This is a genomic window from Pseudomonas sp. PB105, from assembly GCF_009764655.1.
Classification (GTDB): domain Bacteria; phylum Pseudomonadota; class Gammaproteobacteria; order Pseudomonadales; family Pseudomonadaceae; genus Aquipseudomonas; species Aquipseudomonas cyclaminis.
Map to the genome: position 1 here is coordinate 85,288 of NZ_RWIO01000092.1, position 15,689 is coordinate 100,976.

Below are 15,689 nucleotides of genomic sequence, written 5' to 3' on the forward strand. Positions count from 1 at the left end.
ATCGCCCCCCAAATATGTCTCGGCCACGGGGGATTCATGCTCAAAAGGTATTGTTCGGCATTGCTGATAGGCGCTGCCGCATTGATTCACATCAGCCAGTTACACGCGGGCGCAATTGACGACGCAGTCCGGCGTGGCGTGCTGAAAGTCGGCACCACGCCCACCTACATTCCCTTTGAAATGACTGATAAACAGGGGCGCATCGTCGGTTTTGAAATCGACTTGCTCAAGGTCATGAGCCAGGCGCTGGGGGTGGAGCTTGAGTTGGTCTCAGTGCCCTATACCGCGCTGTTGCCGGGGTTGAAGGCGAAAAAATTCGACTTGATAGGCAGTGGCATGACGGTCACCCAACAGCGCAATCTGACGCTGAATTTCAGCGACTCCTTCATCGTGGTGGGCCAGACCGTGCTGCTGCACCCGAGCTTGGCAGGCAAGGTCACCAGCGTTGAGGACCTGGACGATGCCAGCTACAGGATCGCTACCACCGAAGGCACCACCGGCGAGGCTGCAGCGCGGAGGTTTCTGGGGGCCGCTCGGCTGAGCAGCTTTGCGACGCCGGAAGAAGGCGTACGCCAGGTGGTAGACGGCGTGGCCGATGCCTTTATCCATGATGCGCCCTACAACCTGATCGCATTGAGCCGGCCCGAGAACAGCGCGCTGCTGTCCCTGGAGCAGCCGTTTACCTTTGAACCCCTGGCGTTTGGTGTGAGAAAAGGCGACTTCGACAGCCTCAACTGGATCAACCATTTCCTCAATCAGGTTGCTCAGGACGGGACGTACGATCGTCTGCATGACCGGTGGTTCAAAGACACGGCCTGGGTGGAGGACATCGACTGAAGTCATACCTTCTTACACATCAATCCGTTGGTGAAACGGCCCACGCACCTGTCTATCCCAGCGCTTCACTGCTGCCTGTAGGGCTTATCCGACATACGCCGATAACAATTACTGGTGAAACCTTTGTGACAGGCAACGAGTGGGGTAGGATCGCACCCCGAAATGGTGCAGCCGTTTTGCGCGCCGACCTTATAAGAATCGTTTTGGGGACTTGATGATGAAAAAGTATCTATCGATGCTGCTGCTTGGCGTCACGGCGCTGGTCGCTGCCAATGCGGCCCAGGCCGGTGCCATTGATGATGCGGTCAAGCGTGGCACGCTGAAAGTCGGCATGGACCCGACTTACATGCCGTTCGAAATGACGGACAAACGCGGTGAAATCATCGGCTTCGAAGTCGACATCCTCAAGGCCATGGCCAAGTCCATGGGCGTCAAGCTGGAGCTGGTTTCCACTGGCTATGACGGCATTATCCCGGCCTTCCTCACCGGCAAGTTCGACATGATCGGCAGCGGGATGACCCTGACCCAGGAGCGCAACCTGCGCCTGAACTTCAGCGAACCCTTCATCGTGGTCGGCCAGACCCTGCTGATCCGCAAGGAATTGGAAGGCACCATCAAGTCCTACAAAGACCTGAACGACGAAAAATACCGCCTGACCTCCAAGCTGGGCACTACCGGTGAGATGGTCGCCAAGAAGCTGATTTCCAAAGCCAAGTACCACGGCTATGACAATGAGCAGGAAGGCGTGCTGGACGTGGTCAACGGCAAGGCCGATGCCTTTGTGTATGACGCACCGTACAACGTGGTTGCCGAGAAGAAAGTCGGCAACGGCAAGCTGGTGTTCCTGGACGAACCCTTCACCTTCGAACCCTTGGCGTTTGGCCTGAAGAAAGGCGATTACGACAGCATCAACTTCATCAACAACTTCCTGCACCAGATCAGGAACGACGGCACCTACGATCGCATCCATGACAAGTGGTTCAAGAGCTCCGAGTGGCTCAAGGACATGGAATAAGTTCGGCGAAGTACCGAGTCGCGCCCTTCGCGAGCAAGCCCGCTCCCACATGTGACCGAGTTCCAACATGAGAATGCGGTCAAAATGTGGGAGGGGGCTTGCCCCCGATGACGGCCTGCCAGGCGACACATAACCCGGAACCTGAAATGAAACAGAAAAAAGCCCAATGGCCGTGGCACCTGCTGACCGTGGTCGTGCTGGTCGGTCTGGCCGGCGCTTTGTACTACGCCACTTCGCTGATGTCCTACGAATGGCGCTGGAACCGCGTGCCGCAATACTTCGCGTACCAGGCCGAAGAAGCCCAGCGGGCAGCGGATATCTCCACCGTCATTGACCTGGTCCGCAAAGGTGACGCGGCCGAAGTGACCCTGCGCAACGACGCAGGCGCCGAGCAGAAAGTGACGGTCGCCGACAACAGTCTGCAAGTGTCACGCGGCGACGATGTCGCCGAAGGTGATGTTATTGGTGTGAATCGTCATTGGGCCCTGGGCCCGCTGATGTGGGGTTTGTGGACCACGCTGTGGCTGTCTGTTGTCTCCGGGATTCTCGGTTTGGCGATTGGCCTTGCTACCGGTTTGTGCCGACTTTCGAACAACCCGACCTTGCGCGATCTGTCGACGATCTACGTCGAACTGGTACGCGGCACCCCATTGTTGGTGCAGATCTTCATTTTCTATTTCTTTATCGGCACGGTGCTTAACCTGTCCCGTGAATTTGCCGGGATCGCCGCGCTCTCGTTGTTCACCGGCGCCTATGTGGCGGAAATCGTTCGTGCGGGTGTGCAGTCCATCACCCGTGGTCAGAACGAAGCCGCACGCTCGCTCGGCCTGAGTGCCGGCCAGTCGATGCGCCATGTGGTGCTGCCGCAAGCCTTCAAGCGCGTACTGCCGCCCCTGGCAGGGCAATTCATCAGCCTGGTGAAAGACACCTCGCTGGTCTCGGTGATCGCCATTACCGAACTGCTCAAGAGCGGTCGTGAGGTAATCACTACCTCGTTCTCGCCGTTTGAAATCCTGTTCTGCGTCGCAGGCCTGTACCTGCTGATCAACCTGCCGCTGTCGAAAATGGCCAGCCGGCTTGAGCGGAGGCTCGCCCAAAGTGATTGAAGTCCGCGATCTGGTAAAAGTCTTCGACACCCGTGGCCATGTGGTACGCGCGGTGGACCACGTGACCACCCAGGTGGCCAAGGGCGAAGTGCTGGTGGTGATCGGCCCGTCCGGCTCTGGCAAGTCCACCTTCCTGCGCTGCCTCAATGGCCTGGAGGAGTTCGACTCGGGTTCGGTGAGCATCGACGGCCTGCAGTTGGCCGATCCGAAAACCGACGTGAACGCCTATCGCCGTGAAGTCGGCATGGTGTTCCAGCACTTCAATCTGTTCCCCCACATGACGGTCTTGGAAAACCTGTGCCTGGCGCAAAAAGTCGTTCGCAGGCGCGGCAAGCAAGAGCGTGAAGCCAAGGCCCTGGCCCTGCTGGAAAAGGTCGGCATTGCGCAAAAGGCCAACGAATTCCCATCCCGGCTTTCCGGCGGCCAGCAACAGCGCGTGGCGATTGCCCGGGCGTTGGCGATGGAACCCAAGGTGATGTTGTTCGACGAACCCACCTCGGCCCTGGACCCGGAAATGGTCGGCGAAGTGCTGGACGTGATGAAGACCCTGGCCCTGGAAGGCATGACCATGGTCTGCGTCACCCACGAGATGGGCTTTGCCCGCGAGGTAGCGGACCGCGTGCTGTTCTTCGATCATGGCAAGTTGCTGGAAGATGCAGCACCGGCCGAATTCTTTGATGCACCAAAAGACCCACGTGCCCAGGCGTTCCTGCGTCAGGTGCTGTAGGCACACGCCGTTCAGACCTTGAACCTTCCTACACACTGTTGCAGATCCGTTCCCAGTCGCGCCTACTCGATACTCGCTGCCGCCGTTTGCTCACTGGCGGCAGCGGTTTGTTCCGAGACGTCGCGCACTTTCAATACGCTGCGATTGATCTCTTCGGCGACCAGGCTTTGCTCCTCGGCCGCTGCGGCAATCTGCGGGTTCATTTCCTGGATGAGCGCCACGGTTCTGGCGATCTCCGTCAGGGCGTCCCCGGCGTTGCGGGTCAGGCCGACGCTGTTGTCAGTGAGCGTTCGGCTGTAGTCCATGATGTCGGCAGCCTGTTGCGTGCCGCTGTGCAAGCCACCAATCAACTCTTCGATTTCCTCAGCCGACTGCTGGGTCCGCTGGGCGAGGCTGCGCACCTCATCGGCGACCACCGCGAAGCCTTGGCCGGCTTCACCGGCCCGTGCCGCTTCTATCGCGGCGTTGAGCGCCAACAGGTTGGTTTGCTGCGACACCGACTTGATCACATCCAGCACGCTGCCGATCTTCTGGCTTTCGCGTTGCAGGCCCAGCATGGCTTCGCTGGAACGGGCCATCTCGTGGGCCAGGTGTTCAATTTGCGCCACGACATCCATCACCACCTGATCGCCCAGTTCCGCCTGTTGAGTGGCCTGGCTGGCGGCGATCGACGCTTGCTCGGCGTGGCGCGCGACTTCCTGGGCGGTGGCCAGCATCTGGTTCATGGCCGTCGCCACCTGCTCGGTTTCATCGCGCTGGTTATTCACTCCGGCGCGGGTCTGTTCGGTGACGGTGGAGAGTTCCTCGGCGGCGCTGGCGATTTGCCGCGCGTTGTCGCTGATGTTGCCGATCAGCCCACGCAGGTTCAGCGTCATTTGGCTCATGCTGCGTTGTAGCTGGCCCAGCTCGTCGCGACGCTGTGTCTGCACATCGTGGCTCAGATCGCCCTCGGCAATGCGATTGGCCAGCGACAGCGCCTTGCGCAGCGGGTGCACGATTTGCCCGGCGATCACCCAGGCGGCCAGGGCGCCGAGGAGCAGGGCGGCCGCAGCGATGCCCAAGGTCTGAATGCGCGCTTGTTCGGCTTCGCGGTCGCGTCGTTGGGTCTGATCCTGGCTCAAAAGATCACTCTGTGTGAGCAACTGATCCAACTGCTGCTCCAACTGGTTATGTGCACGTTCGGTCGTGAGTTGGATGTCCTTGAGCCGGGTCAGGTGGGTGCGCACGCTCAGTACGGCATTTTTGAGCGCCACGCTGTCGACCGACAGCTTCGCCACGTCAGCTTGGGCGAGTTCAAGGCCTCGCTCAGCGTCAACCACGGCTTGGTCATACGCGTCCAGTGAGCTGGACGCCCAGGCTGGACTCTTGGCACGGTCTTCGGCCTGCTCCATGGCCTGGCGCAGGTTTTCGACGGCATCCAGGGCTTTTTCATCGTCCTGATCAGGCAAGTCGCTGGTCAGCTGTGCCAGGACATCGCCAGCACGAGTGGTGCTCTGCGTCAGTTGTCCGCGGGCATTTTCGCGTTTTTCCACCAGCGCAGGCACGCCCTTGAGGGTGGATTTGAAGGTGGCGGAAATCCGCGTCATCTCCTGCAAGTATTGAAGGGACTTTGGCACCTTGAGTCGGTTGGACAGCTCCGTCAGGGTCCCGTCGACTTTCTCCATGCTGGCGCTCAATCGACTGAGGCTGTTGCCCTCGTCCAGAGTGCGGTAGAGGATTCTGTCGGCGCGCAGTTCTTCGCCAGCCACCGCCAGTTGCGCCAGCACGGTCAAGGTTTGTGAGCGGTAAAGGGACGCTGCCAATGCTTGCCAGCCGGTCACGGCAATGACAAGGCTCAGGGCCAGTACCAGGGCGAAACCCAGGACCAGTTTGAGGGTGACACTGGCGTTACCCAGCAAGTGAGTCATTCGACCAAACATGATTGACCTCCGACAAGCGAGCTAACGGGTGTAGTTCGATGAACTCACTTGAACGCTAGTGACTTTGAAGGTCGGGTGGGCCTGAAAAACGTGTAGGAAATTTCACAGATTGCAGGCGGCGACCCAGGGCAGGTCGCCGCGCGGGGAGGTGGGTCAGACGCGGAAGCGACCGACCAGTGCTTGCAGGTGGGTGCCCAGGCGCGCCAGTTCGGTGCTCGACGCGGCGGTTTCTTCACTGGCTGCAGCCGTCTGCTCCGAGACGTCGCGCACGTTCAGCACACTGCGGTTGATTTCTTCCGCCACGGCGCTTTGCTGTTCGGCGGCGGTGGCAATCTGGGAATTCATCGCCTGGATGGTCGAGACGGTACGGGTGATGTTCTCCAGCGCGCTGCCGGCGCGGCGGGTCAGTTCGACGCTGCTGTCGGTGAGGTTGCGGCTGTTGTCCATGATGGTCGCGACCTGTTGCGTGCCGCTCTGCAGGCCGGCAATCAGCTCTTCGATCTCTTCGGTGGACTTCTGGGTGCGCTGGGCCAGGCTGCGCACTTCATCGGCCACCACGGCGAAGCCACGTCCGGCTTCACCGGCGCGGGCGGCTTCAATCGCCGCGTTGAGCGCCAGCAGGTTGGTTTGCTGGGCCACGGACTTGATCACGTCGAGCACGCTGCCGATCTTGTCGCTTTCGCGTTTCAGGTCGCCCATGGCGACCGTGGAGTTGCCAACCTCAGTGGCCAGGCGCTCGATCTGGGCGATGGCTTCACCGACCACCTTGTCGCCTTCGCGGGCCTGCTGGTCAGCTGCTGCGGCGGCTTCGGAGGCTTCTTCGGCATTGCGTGCGACTTCCTGCACGGTGGCGGCCATCTCGTTCATCGCGGTGGCCACCTGGTCGGTCTCGACTTTCTGGCTGTTGACCCCGGCGCTGGTCTGTTCGGTGACGGCCGACAGTTGCTCGGCAGCGCTGGCGATCTGAGTCACGCCTTCGCTGATGCCACCGATCAACTCGCGCAGGCCTACGGTCATGCTCTGCATGGCCCGTTGCAACTGGCCGAGTTCGTCCTGGCGCAACGAGGTCAGGTTATGGCTCAGGTCGCCGGAGGCAACGCGCTCGGCGACCTGGAGGGTCTGGTCCAACGGGATGATGATCTGACGGGTGATCGCCCAGGCAGCCACCAGGCCAAAGATCAACGCCAGCACGGTAGCCAGCAGCAGAAGGTACTTGGCTTGTGCGGCGTCGGTATCGCGCACCACCGTTTGGGAAATGGTCAGCTTGTCGCTGTGACCCAGCAGTAGATCGCCTTGTGCGGTCATGATCTTGAGGGCTGCTGCGTTGGCCACCTGCGAGTCACGGTACTGGCTGACAGCGGCGCGGTAGGCTTGCAGCGAGACGCTGGCCTGTTGCAGGTTGGTCGAATATTGCTCGGGCAGTTGGCCGTTGAGGCTGGCGATTTTTTTCAGGGCGTTGTCGATGGCATCCAGTGCCGGCTGCTCGGCTTCGACCTTGCCGCTGTAGGTGTAGCCGCGCACCTGGAAGCGCGCCTGCTGGATCAGCTTGCTCACGTCCACCACGCTGTTGAACAGGCTGACGCTGTCGCCTTGCAGCAACGACTTTTCGATCTCGTTGATTTTGACGACCGCATTGTCCGCGGTATCGCCCAGCTTGCTGCGGGCGTTTTCGCGGTTGGCCCCAGCCTGCACCATGTCGCTGAAAGCGCGCTTGTACTGGTCCACAGCGGCCAACTGTTCATCGACCAGGGCCGTGTCGGCGGGTTGTTCAATCAGCGTGCGGGCGGTCTTGAGGCCGATGTCGAGCTTGTTCAGTAACTCGCTGACCGCGCCCGGGCCTTGTTCGCCACGACGCATGTCATAGTCCAGGCGTGCGAGACGCAAGTCCTTGGTCAACCCATTGAGGCTGGAGATAAAGCCCAGCTTGTCACCGCGACTGATCACATCGCCCAAGCCTTTCCAGCCGGTGAGGGTGATCATCACTGTGAGCAGTAATACCAGGCCGAAGCCTACGCCCAGTTTGGTTTTGACGCTGACATTCCCCAGCTTTTCGGCTAACCAACGATACATGCTGCGAACTCCCGTGGAACAAGGCTTGGACTTATTCAGGAGTTATCGGCACGGTTCCGGGATTCTGTAGCGATGCAGACCAATGTGGGAGGGGGGCAAGCCCTCTCCCACATTGGATGTGTGGTGTGTTTAGAACAGGCGGGCGAGGAGGGCCGTCACGGCGGTTTCGACCCGCAGGATCCGGGCGCCGAGTTGCACCGGCTGCAAGCCGGCCTTGGCCAGCAGGTCGACTTCGTAGGGAATCCAACCGCCTTCGGGGCCGATGGCGAGGGTCACCGGCTCATCCAGCCCGCGGGGGCACGCTGGATAATCACCGGGATGGCCAATCAGGCCCAGGGTGCCTTCGGTTAGGGCCGGCAGTCGGTCTTCGACGAACGGCTTGAAGCGTTTTTCGATGATGATCTCGGGCAACACCGTGTCCCGCGCCTGTTCCAGGCCGAGGATCAGTTGCTCGCGAATCGCTTCGGGCTCCAGGAACGGGGTTTGCCAGAAGCTCTTTTCCACCCGGTAGCTGTTGACCAGCACCACCTTCGGCACACCCATGGCGGCCACGGTTTGCAGCACCCGGCGCAGCATTTTCGGGCGCGGCAGGGCCAGCAGCAGGGTCAGGGGCAGTTTGGTCGGCGGCGGTTGGTCGAAGCTCACTTGCAGTTCGGCTTCACTGGCTTCCAGGCGCAGCAATTGCGCGGCGCCCATCAACCCGCCGATGCGCCCCACGCGCAGGCTGTCGCCGACGGCGGCGCGGTGGACTTCCTGCATATGCACCAGGCGTCGATCACGCAGGATCACCCGGTCGGCCGCGATAAAGTCGGCCTCTTCAAGCAGCAGCAGGTTCACGGCTGGGTCGCTGGCGGCTGGTCGTCGTCGGCGGGTTGGTCATCCGGGTGTTCGCCACGCTTGCTGATCAAACCGCTGAACAGGATGCCGATCTCGAACAGCATCCACATCGGCACGGCCAGCAGGGTCTGGGAGAAGATGTCCGGCGGCGTCAGGATCATGCCGACCACGAAGCAGCCGATGATCACGTACGGGCGGATCTTCTTCAGATAGGCCACGTTGACCACGCCGATCCACACCAGCAGCACCACGGCCACCGGGATTTCGAAGGCCACGCCAAAGGCGAAGAACAGCGTCATCACGAAGTCGAGGTAGCTGGTGATGTCGGTCATCATCTCCACGCCGGCCGGAGTGGCAGCGGCGAAGAACTTGAAGATCAACGGGAACACCAGGAAGTAGGCGAACGCCATGCCGGTGTAGAACAACAGAATGCTCGACACCAGCAGCGGCACGGCGATGCGTTTTTCGTGCTTGTACAGGCCCGGCGCAATAAAGCCCCAGATCTGATGCAGAATCACCGGGATCGCCAGGAACAGCGAGACCATCATCGTCAGTTTCAGCGGCGTGAGGAACGGCGATGACACGTCGGTGGCGATCATCGTCGCGCCGGCCGGCAGGTACTGGCGCAAAGGCGTGGAGACGAAGGTGTAGATCTGCTGGGTAAAGGCGAACAGCCCGGCAAAGATGATGAAGATGGCCGCTACGCAACGCAGCAGGCGGGTACGCAGCTCGGTGAGGTGCGAGACCAGCGGCATGTGCTGGTCGTTTTCCGGTTTATCAGCGCTCATGGGGCTCGCGGCGGCAATGTAGGGTCATGGGGCGCGGGCGACGCGGCAGGCGTCGGCGCAGGCTCGGTTGGCGCGGTCGGAATCGGGGCAGCGGGCGCAGGCTCAACGGCGGGCGCGATGCTGTGCTCGGCCACGGGTTCCGCCGGTCTGGCGGGTTCCTGGACGGGGGACAGAATCTTCCGGGCTTCCTGCTCCAGCGACAGAATGTGCTCGTTGTGCAGTTGCCGGCGGATCTCGTCGGCGCCGATTTCCCGTTCAACTTCCTGTTTGATCGCGTTGAAACTGCGTTTCAGGCGCCCGATCCACAGGCCGGCCGTGCGCGCGGCGCCGGGCAGGCGTTCCGGCCCCAGTACCAACAGGGCCACGAGGCCGACGAGCAGCAGTTCAGAGAAGCTGATACCAAACATTAGTCAGTGCTCACGAGTCTTTGCGGGTCGGCTCTTCGACTTTCTCAGCCTGCACGTCGAAGGTGCGACGCTCGGTGATCGGCTGGGCGGCCTGCGGATGCACCGGCTGGGCCGGCGGCACCGGATTGGCGGCTGGGTCGGCAGGCTTTTCGTCATCGTTCATGGCTTTGCGAAAGCCCTTGATCGACTCGCCCACGTCGGTGCCCAGGTTCTTGAGTTTCTTGGTGCCGAACACCAGTACCACGACCACCAGAATGACGATCCAGTGTTTCCAGTCAAAAATGCCCATGCTGCAAATCCTCTAGTCTTAGTTATTCAAGCGGACGGGCGCGAGGCCTTTTCGGCATGCCCGGACAAGCCGAAGCGACGGTCCAGTTCATCCAGTACGGCCTGTGGATGCTGCCCCAGTTGGGCGAGCATGACCAGGCTATGGAACCACAAGTCAGCGGTCTCATAGATGACATCGCTGCAGTCGCCGCTGATTTGTGCGTCCTTGGCGGCGATGATCGTCTCGACGGACTCTTCGCCGAGCTTTTCCAGAATCTTGTTCAGGCCCTTGTGGTACAGGCTGGCGACGTAGGAGCTGTCGGCGTCCGCACCTTTGCGGTCTTCCAGCACCTGGGCCACGCGGTTCAGGGTATCGCTCATGATCAGTGTCCTGCGGAGTAAATGGCGTGCGGGTCTTTGAGCACCGGCTCTACAACCTTCCATTCGCCGTTCTCGAATACGCGGTAGAAGCAGCTGTGACGGCCGGTGTGGCAGGCGATATCGCCAATCTGCTCGACCTTGAGGATCACCACGTCGGCGTCGCAGTCGATGCGCATCTCGTGCAGGGTCTGCACGTGCCCGGACTCTTCGCCCTTGCGCCACAGTTTGCCACGCGAACGTGACCAGTAAATGGCGCGCTGCTCAGTGGCGGTGAGGCTCAGGGCCTCACGGTTCATCCAGGCCATCATCAGCACGCGCCCGGTCTTGTAGTCCTGGGCAATGGCCGGCACCAGGCCGTCACTGTCCCACTTGATCTCGTCCAGCCAGTCTTTCATGTTCGGCTCCGGCAATTTGCGACAGTGTATAACCGGATTGGCTATCGACGCACGATCAGATAAACACCCACGGCGACCATGATCCCCGCTGGCCAGTGGCCCAATTGATTCAACGGCCCGCCAATCGCCAGCATCACCCCGCCCACCAGGTGCGCCGCGCCGAGCAGGCGCAGGAACCAGTCGTCCTTGCGCTTGCGCCATGGTGGTTCCGGGTCCTTGGCGTGGGGCTGGGACATGCGTTCCAGCAGGTCGCGGGTCATGTTGGCCAGGTGCGGCAGTTGCTCCATCTGGCTGTGGAGGTTGCCCAGCACGGTTTTCGGGCTCATGCGCTCGCGCATCCAGCGTTCCAGGAACGGCTGGGCGGTGTTCCACAGGTCGAGGTCCGGGTACAACTGACGGCCCAGGCCTTCGATGTTGAGCAAGGTTTTTTGCAGCAGGACCAACTGCGGCTGCACTTCCATATTGAAGCGCCGCGCCGTCTGGAACAGGCGCATCAGCACCTGGCCAAAGGAGATGTCCTTCAACGGTTTTTCAAAGATCGGTTCGCATACGGTGCGGATAGCGGCTTCGAACTCGTTGAGTTTGGTTTCCGCCGGAACCCAACCCGAATCAATGTGCAACTGTGCCACTCGGCGGTAGTCACGCTTGAAGAAGGCGAACAGGTTGCGCGCCAGGTAGTCCTGGTCTTCCGGCGTCAGGCTGCCGACGATGCCGCAGTCGATCGCAATATACTGCGGGCTCCACGGGTTGACGGTGCTGACAAAGATGTTGCCGGGGTGCATGTCGGCGTGGAAGAAGCTGTCGCGGAACACCTGGGTGAAGAAGATCTCCACGCCGCGTTCGGCGAGCATCTTCATGTCGGTACGCTGGTCGGCCAGGGTCGCGAGGTCGGTGACCTGCACGCCGTAGATGCGCTCCATCACCAGCACCTTGGGGCGGCACCAGTCCCAATACACCTGCGGCACGTACAGCAGCGGCGAGGCTTCGAAGTTACGTTTGAGCTGGCTGGCGTTGGCGGCTTCGCGTAGCAGGTCGAGTTCGTCGTAGATGGTTTTTTCGTAGTCGGCGACCACGTCCACCGGGTGCAGCAGGCGCGCATCGGCAGAGAAACGTTCGGCGGCGCGGGCGAGGATGAACAGCCATGCCAGGTCCTGGCCGATGATCGGCTTGAGACCGGGGCGAATTACCTTCACGACCACTTCTTCGCCGGTCTTGAGCTGCGCGGCGTGGACTTGTGCCACGGAGGCTGAGGCCAGCGGCTCGACGTCGAAGCGGGTAAAGACGTCGCTGATCTTCTTGCCCAGCTGTTCTTCGATCAACGCCATCGATTGCTTGGAGTCGAACGGCGGCACGCGGTCCTGCAACAGCATCAGTTCGTCGGCGATGTCTTCGGGCAGCAGGTCGCGGCGCGTCGAGAGGATCTGCCCGAACTTGATAAAGATCGGCCCCAGGTCCTGTAGCGCCAGACGCAGACGCGCACCCCGGCTCAGCTCCAGTTGCTTGCGCGGGAACCAGCGCCACGGAAGCACATAGCGCACCGCCAGCAGGAACCACGGCAGTGGCAGGGCGAACAGCAGGTCATCAAGGCGGTAGCGGATTACGACGCGCTGGATACGAAACAAACGGCGGACGGCGAGCAGCTTCATGCGTTATCGCTTGGATCAAGGGAACGGCTCAGGCGCTCGAAGCGGGCCTCAAGGCGTTCCAGGTCGATTTTGGCCTTGTCGAGTTCGCGAAAGCGCGCTTGCGCTTCCCGTTCTCCGACCAGGGTGCGCGATTCTTCGCTCAGGTATTCGGCAAGGTTCTGGTTGAGGCTGGCGAACCCTTGCTGGTACCAGCGCGTGCGGCTGCGCAGGTGCCCGCTGATCAGTTGGGTGGCCACGGGGCCGATCCAGCGTGACAGCTCGTATTCCCAATCCAGCTCCAGGTCTTGCAGCACGGCGGCCAGGTCCATCAGCACCGCGCTGTCGCCTTCCAACGCCACTTCAGGGCTGTGCAGGATGGCGGTCTTGTTGCGGCTCAAGGCCAGGTGCAACAGGCTCGATGCCGGCGCACGCAGGGTGCAGTCGGCGTCGGCGGCCCATTGGCTGGCGAGCAGCAGGCCTTCATCGCTGGGCAGGATAAACAGCTGCAAGGCGGGGCTGGTGCAATCGACGGCAATCACCTTGCCATTCAAATGCGCGAGCCGCGCCAGGGCGGTACTGTCCAGGCGCAGCACACGGTTGAGGCCGTGTTCGACGCTGGCGAGCAGGCCTGCGAACAGCATCAGGGCTTGATGCCGCGGTGCAGGGCGACGATGCCCGAGGTCATGTTGTGGTAGGTCACGCGGTCGAAACCGGCCTCTACCATCATCGACTTCAGGGTTTCCTGGTCGGGGTGCATGCGGATCGACTCGGCCAGGTAGCGGTAGCTCTCGGCGTCATTGGTGATCAGCTTGCCCATCAATGGCATGAAGGCGAAGGAATAGGTGTCGTAGACCTTGGACATCAGCGCGTTGGTCGGCTTGGAGAACTCCAGCACCAACAGGCGGCCACCGGGCTTGAGGACGCGCAGCATCGAGCGGATCGCGTCTTCCTTGTGCGTCACGTTGCGCAGGCCGAAGGCGATGGTCACGCAGTCGAAATGGTTGTCGGGGAACGGCAGCTTTTCAGCGTCGGCCTGGACGAATTCAATATTGCCGGCCACGCCCTTGTCGAGCAGGCGGTCACGGCCAACCTTGAGCATCGAGCCGTTGATGTCCGCCAGTACCACCTGACCCGTCGGGCCGACGAGCTTGGAGAACTTGGCCGCCAGGTCGCCCGTACCGCCGGCGATGTCCAGCACGCGGTTGCCGGTGCGTACGCCCGACAACTCGATGGTGAAACGCTTCCACAGGCGGTGCATGCCGCCGGAGAGCACGTCGTTCATCAGGTCGTACTTGGCGGCGACGGAGTGAAACACCTCTGCGACTTTTTCCGCTTTCTGGCTTTCCGGGACGTTCTTGAAGCCGAAGTGAGTGGTGGGTTCGGCATCGCTGCCTTTGCGCTGATCAGTCATATCGCTGTCACCAAAAGAGAATGCGGGACATGATAATCCCCAAGGCCTGCTTTGTCTTGGCAAGGCTGCAGGTAAGATAGCTGCCCACCGAGACCTTTTGCCGCATTGAAGGCAGGCAAATCCCTATAAAGAGGAGTCATTGCAATGGCCCGTATCACCGTTGAGCGTGCACATTCCCTGGGTAAAGAAGGCGCACGGGCAAAGGCCGAGAAGTTGGCGCTCAAACTCAAGGAACAATATGGCCTGGAGCCTTCGTGGTCCGGCGACACCTTGAACCTCAAGCGTTCCGGGGTTAAAGGCACTGTATTAGTGGCGGATGATTCGCTGCGTATCGATGTGGAGTTGGGGCTGTTGATGTCGGCCATGAGCGGCACGATCAAGTCTGAAATCGAGAAAGCCCTGGATAAGGCGCTGGCCTGACCGATTGTTCTTAGGGTGCCGATTCTAATTTTCCAGCCTACTTTGTGCCCAGGCCCTCAACTCCTGTGGGCCGTTCCTCTCCCCCGATCTGCGTGAGGTGCACCATGGCCAAAGTTATCCTGAAGAAAAAAATCGACGTTCAGACCGGTGTCCTGACTGACGTTAAAACCTACGCCCGCAAGATCTGGCTGGCCGGTCTCGGTGCTTATGCGAAGGTCGGCAGTGAGGGTGGCGAGTACTTCAAAGAGCTCGTAAAGAGCGGTCAACATGTTGAAAGCAAAGGCAAAAAAGTTGCAGTTGAACAACTTGATGCCGCCAACAGTCAGATTGACCAAGTAAAGAGTAATGTCTCTGCCGTCAAAGGTCTGGTAGAAGTTCAGCTGGATAAAGTTGAAAAAGCTTTTGATACTCGTGTAGCCAGTGCCTTGAATCGAATCGGCATTGCGTCTAAACATGACGTGGAGACACTCTCTGCTAAGCTCGAAGAGCTGACGGCATTGCTCGAACGTGTCGCGCGTAAACACTAAGGAGACATCGGGATGGCTGTTAAAAAGACTACTCAGAAAGAAGGCAGCTCGTGGGTCGGGGAAGTTGAAAAATATTCCCGTAAGATCTGGCTTGCTGGTTTAGGCGTGTACTCGAAGGTTAGCAGTGACGGCGGCAAGTACTTCGAGACTTTGGTCAAGGACGGCGAGAAAGCCGAGAAGTTGACCAAAACCACGGTTGGTAAAAAAGTTGAAGCGGCCAAGGCAACTGCCGGTTCTGCCAAGTCGAGTATTTCTGACACTTGGGGCAAGTTGGAAGAGACTTTCGACAAGCGCCTGAACAGTGCCATTTCGCGACTGGGTGTGCCGAGCAAGGCCGAGCTCAAAACGCTGCATAGCAAGGTCGATACCCTGACCAAGCAAATCGAAAAACTCACCGGTGCCAAAGTCGCCCCGGCTAAAGCCGCTGCGGCTAAGCCGGCTGCCAAGCCAGTCGCTAAAACGGCTGCTGCCAAACCCGCCGCTAAAACTGCCGCCAAGCCTCTGGTAAAAGCCGCCGCCAAGCCAGTTGCAAAACCTGCGGCCAAGGCGCCGGCTAAGGCCGCTGCCAAGCCAGCCGCCAAAGCCAAACCAGTGGCTGCCAAAGCCGCTGCCAAGCCTGCGGCTAAACCTGCAGTGAAGGCCGTCGCCAAACCGGCAGCCAAGCCAGCTGCTAAAACCGCAGCCGCCAAGCCAGCCTCTAAACCAGCTGCTGCCAAACCGGCGGTGGCCAAGCCTGCTGCAAAACCAGCAGCTGCGAAGAAGCCAGCGGCCGCGAAGAAGCCAGCAGTCGCGAAAAAAACAGCAGCGCCAAAGCCGGCCGTAGCCGCCAAGCCTGCAACGCCAGCGCCAACCGCTTCGACAGCCAACTCGGTGTCCGCGCCAGCGCCTGCTGCCGCCCCGACTGCAACGCCGGCAATCCCGACGCCATCCAGTCAGTCCTGATCCTTTCGGGACAAA

18 protein-coding genes are annotated in these 15,689 nt (G+C 60.7%); 7 read left to right on the forward strand and 11 right to left on the reverse strand.

Annotated features, from left to right (window positions below):
* Positions 1 to 36 precede the first annotated feature (36 nt).
* From EJD88_RS22160 to EJD88_RS22175, 4 genes are all read left to right on the forward strand, one after another.
* Positions 37 to 837: a transporter substrate-binding domain-containing protein gene (locus EJD88_RS22160; RefSeq protein ID WP_158879041.1), complete on the forward strand. Its 801-nt coding sequence runs from the start codon at positions 37 to 39 to the stop codon at positions 835 to 837.
* Positions 838 to 1,054: 217 nt separating this feature from the next.
* Complete coding sequence (locus tag EJD88_RS22165; RefSeq protein ID WP_034109369.1) at positions 1,055 to 1,852, forward strand: transporter substrate-binding domain-containing protein; 798 nt, start codon at positions 1,055 to 1,057, stop codon at positions 1,850 to 1,852.
* Between the two features lie 146 nt (positions 1,853 to 1,998).
* Positions 1,999 to 2,958, forward strand: a complete 960-nt coding sequence (locus tag EJD88_RS22170) for an amino acid ABC transporter permease (protein WP_158879042.1) — start codon at positions 1,999 to 2,001, stop codon at positions 2,956 to 2,958.
* A complete protein-coding gene (locus EJD88_RS22175) occupies positions 2,951 to 3,685 on the forward strand; it encodes an amino acid ABC transporter ATP-binding protein (protein WP_158879043.1) in 735 nt (244 codons plus the stop codon). Before EJD88_RS22170 ends, EJD88_RS22175 begins: the two co-directional genes overlap by 8 nt.
* 62 nt (positions 3,686 to 3,747) lie before the next feature.
* Here the strand turns inward: EJD88_RS22175 and EJD88_RS22180 are convergent, their stop codons facing one another.
* The 11 genes from EJD88_RS22180 to ubiE all read right to left on the reverse strand — a co-directional run bounded on the left by EJD88_RS22180 (position 3,748) and on the right by ubiE (position 13,785).
* A complete protein-coding gene (locus EJD88_RS22180; protein ID WP_158879044.1) occupies positions 3,748 to 5,604 on the reverse strand; it encodes a methyl-accepting chemotaxis protein in 1,857 nt (618 codons plus the stop codon).
* Positions 5,605 to 5,757: 153 nt separating this feature from the next.
* On the reverse strand, positions 5,758 to 7,674 hold the full coding sequence (locus tag EJD88_RS22185; RefSeq protein ID WP_158879045.1) for a methyl-accepting chemotaxis protein: 1,917 nt from the start codon (positions 7,672 to 7,674) through the stop codon (positions 5,758 to 5,760).
* A gap of 129 nt (positions 7,675 to 7,803) precedes the next feature.
* Positions 7,804 to 8,511: a 16S rRNA (uracil(1498)-N(3))-methyltransferase gene (locus EJD88_RS22190; RefSeq protein WP_099583827.1), complete on the reverse strand. Its 708-nt coding sequence runs from the start codon at positions 8,509 to 8,511 to the stop codon at positions 7,804 to 7,806.
* On the reverse strand, positions 8,508 to 9,299 hold the full coding sequence (gene tatC / locus EJD88_RS22195; RefSeq protein ID WP_049710428.1) for a twin-arginine translocase subunit TatC: 792 nt from the start codon (positions 9,297 to 9,299) through the stop codon (positions 8,508 to 8,510). Before tatC ends, EJD88_RS22190 begins: the two co-directional genes overlap by 4 nt.
* On the reverse strand, positions 9,296 to 9,706 hold the full coding sequence (gene tatB / locus EJD88_RS22200) for a Sec-independent protein translocase protein TatB (RefSeq protein WP_158879046.1): 411 nt from the start codon (positions 9,704 to 9,706) through the stop codon (positions 9,296 to 9,298). The genes tatC and tatB overlap by 4 nt, the downstream gene beginning before the upstream one ends.
* 10 nt (positions 9,707 to 9,716) lie before the next feature.
* Positions 9,717 to 9,995: a twin-arginine translocase TatA/TatE family subunit gene (locus EJD88_RS22205; RefSeq protein ID WP_017738835.1), complete on the reverse strand. Its 279-nt coding sequence runs from the start codon at positions 9,993 to 9,995 to the stop codon at positions 9,717 to 9,719.
* 26 nt (positions 9,996 to 10,021) lie between these two features.
* Positions 10,022 to 10,354, reverse strand: a complete 333-nt coding sequence (locus EJD88_RS22210) for a phosphoribosyl-ATP diphosphatase (protein WP_003209299.1) — start codon at positions 10,352 to 10,354, stop codon at positions 10,022 to 10,024.
* A 2-nt stretch (positions 10,355 to 10,356) separates the two neighbouring features.
* On the reverse strand, positions 10,357 to 10,749 hold the full coding sequence (gene hisI / locus EJD88_RS22215) for a phosphoribosyl-AMP cyclohydrolase (RefSeq protein ID WP_012721796.1): 393 nt from the start codon (positions 10,747 to 10,749) through the stop codon (positions 10,357 to 10,359).
* A 41-nt stretch (positions 10,750 to 10,790) separates the two neighbouring features.
* On the reverse strand, positions 10,791 to 12,395 hold the full coding sequence (gene ubiB / locus EJD88_RS22220; protein ID WP_158879047.1) for a ubiquinone biosynthesis regulatory protein kinase UbiB: 1,605 nt from the start codon (positions 12,393 to 12,395) through the stop codon (positions 10,791 to 10,793).
* Complete coding sequence (locus tag EJD88_RS22225; protein WP_099583823.1) at positions 12,392 to 13,015, reverse strand: SCP2 domain-containing protein; 624 nt, start codon at positions 13,013 to 13,015, stop codon at positions 12,392 to 12,394. The genes ubiB and EJD88_RS22225 overlap by 4 nt, the downstream gene beginning before the upstream one ends.
* Positions 13,015 to 13,785 (reverse strand): bifunctional demethylmenaquinone methyltransferase/2-methoxy-6-polyprenyl-1,4-benzoquinol methylase UbiE, encoded by a 771-nt coding sequence (ubiE, locus tag EJD88_RS22230; RefSeq protein ID WP_003171186.1) that lies wholly within the window; start codon positions 13,783 to 13,785, stop codon positions 13,015 to 13,017. Before ubiE ends, EJD88_RS22225 begins: the two co-directional genes overlap by 1 nt.
* A 144-nt stretch (positions 13,786 to 13,929) precedes the next feature.
* Here ubiE and EJD88_RS22235 point away from each other — a divergent pair, with 144 nt between their 5' ends.
* From EJD88_RS22235 to EJD88_RS22245, 3 genes are all read left to right on the forward strand, one after another.
* Positions 13,930 to 14,205: a polyhydroxyalkanoic acid system family protein gene (locus EJD88_RS22235; RefSeq protein WP_099583821.1), complete on the forward strand. Its 276-nt coding sequence runs from the start codon at positions 13,930 to 13,932 to the stop codon at positions 14,203 to 14,205.
* A gap of 104 nt (positions 14,206 to 14,309) precedes the next feature.
* Entirely contained in the window at positions 14,310 to 14,732 is a 423-nt protein-coding gene (locus EJD88_RS22240) for a phasin family protein (protein ID WP_099583819.1), read from the forward strand.
* A gap of 12 nt (positions 14,733 to 14,744) precedes the next feature.
* Positions 14,745 to 15,674: a phasin family protein gene (locus tag EJD88_RS22245; RefSeq protein WP_158879048.1), complete on the forward strand. Its 930-nt coding sequence runs from the start codon at positions 14,745 to 14,747 to the stop codon at positions 15,672 to 15,674.
* Positions 15,675 to 15,689 lie beyond the last annotated feature (15 nt).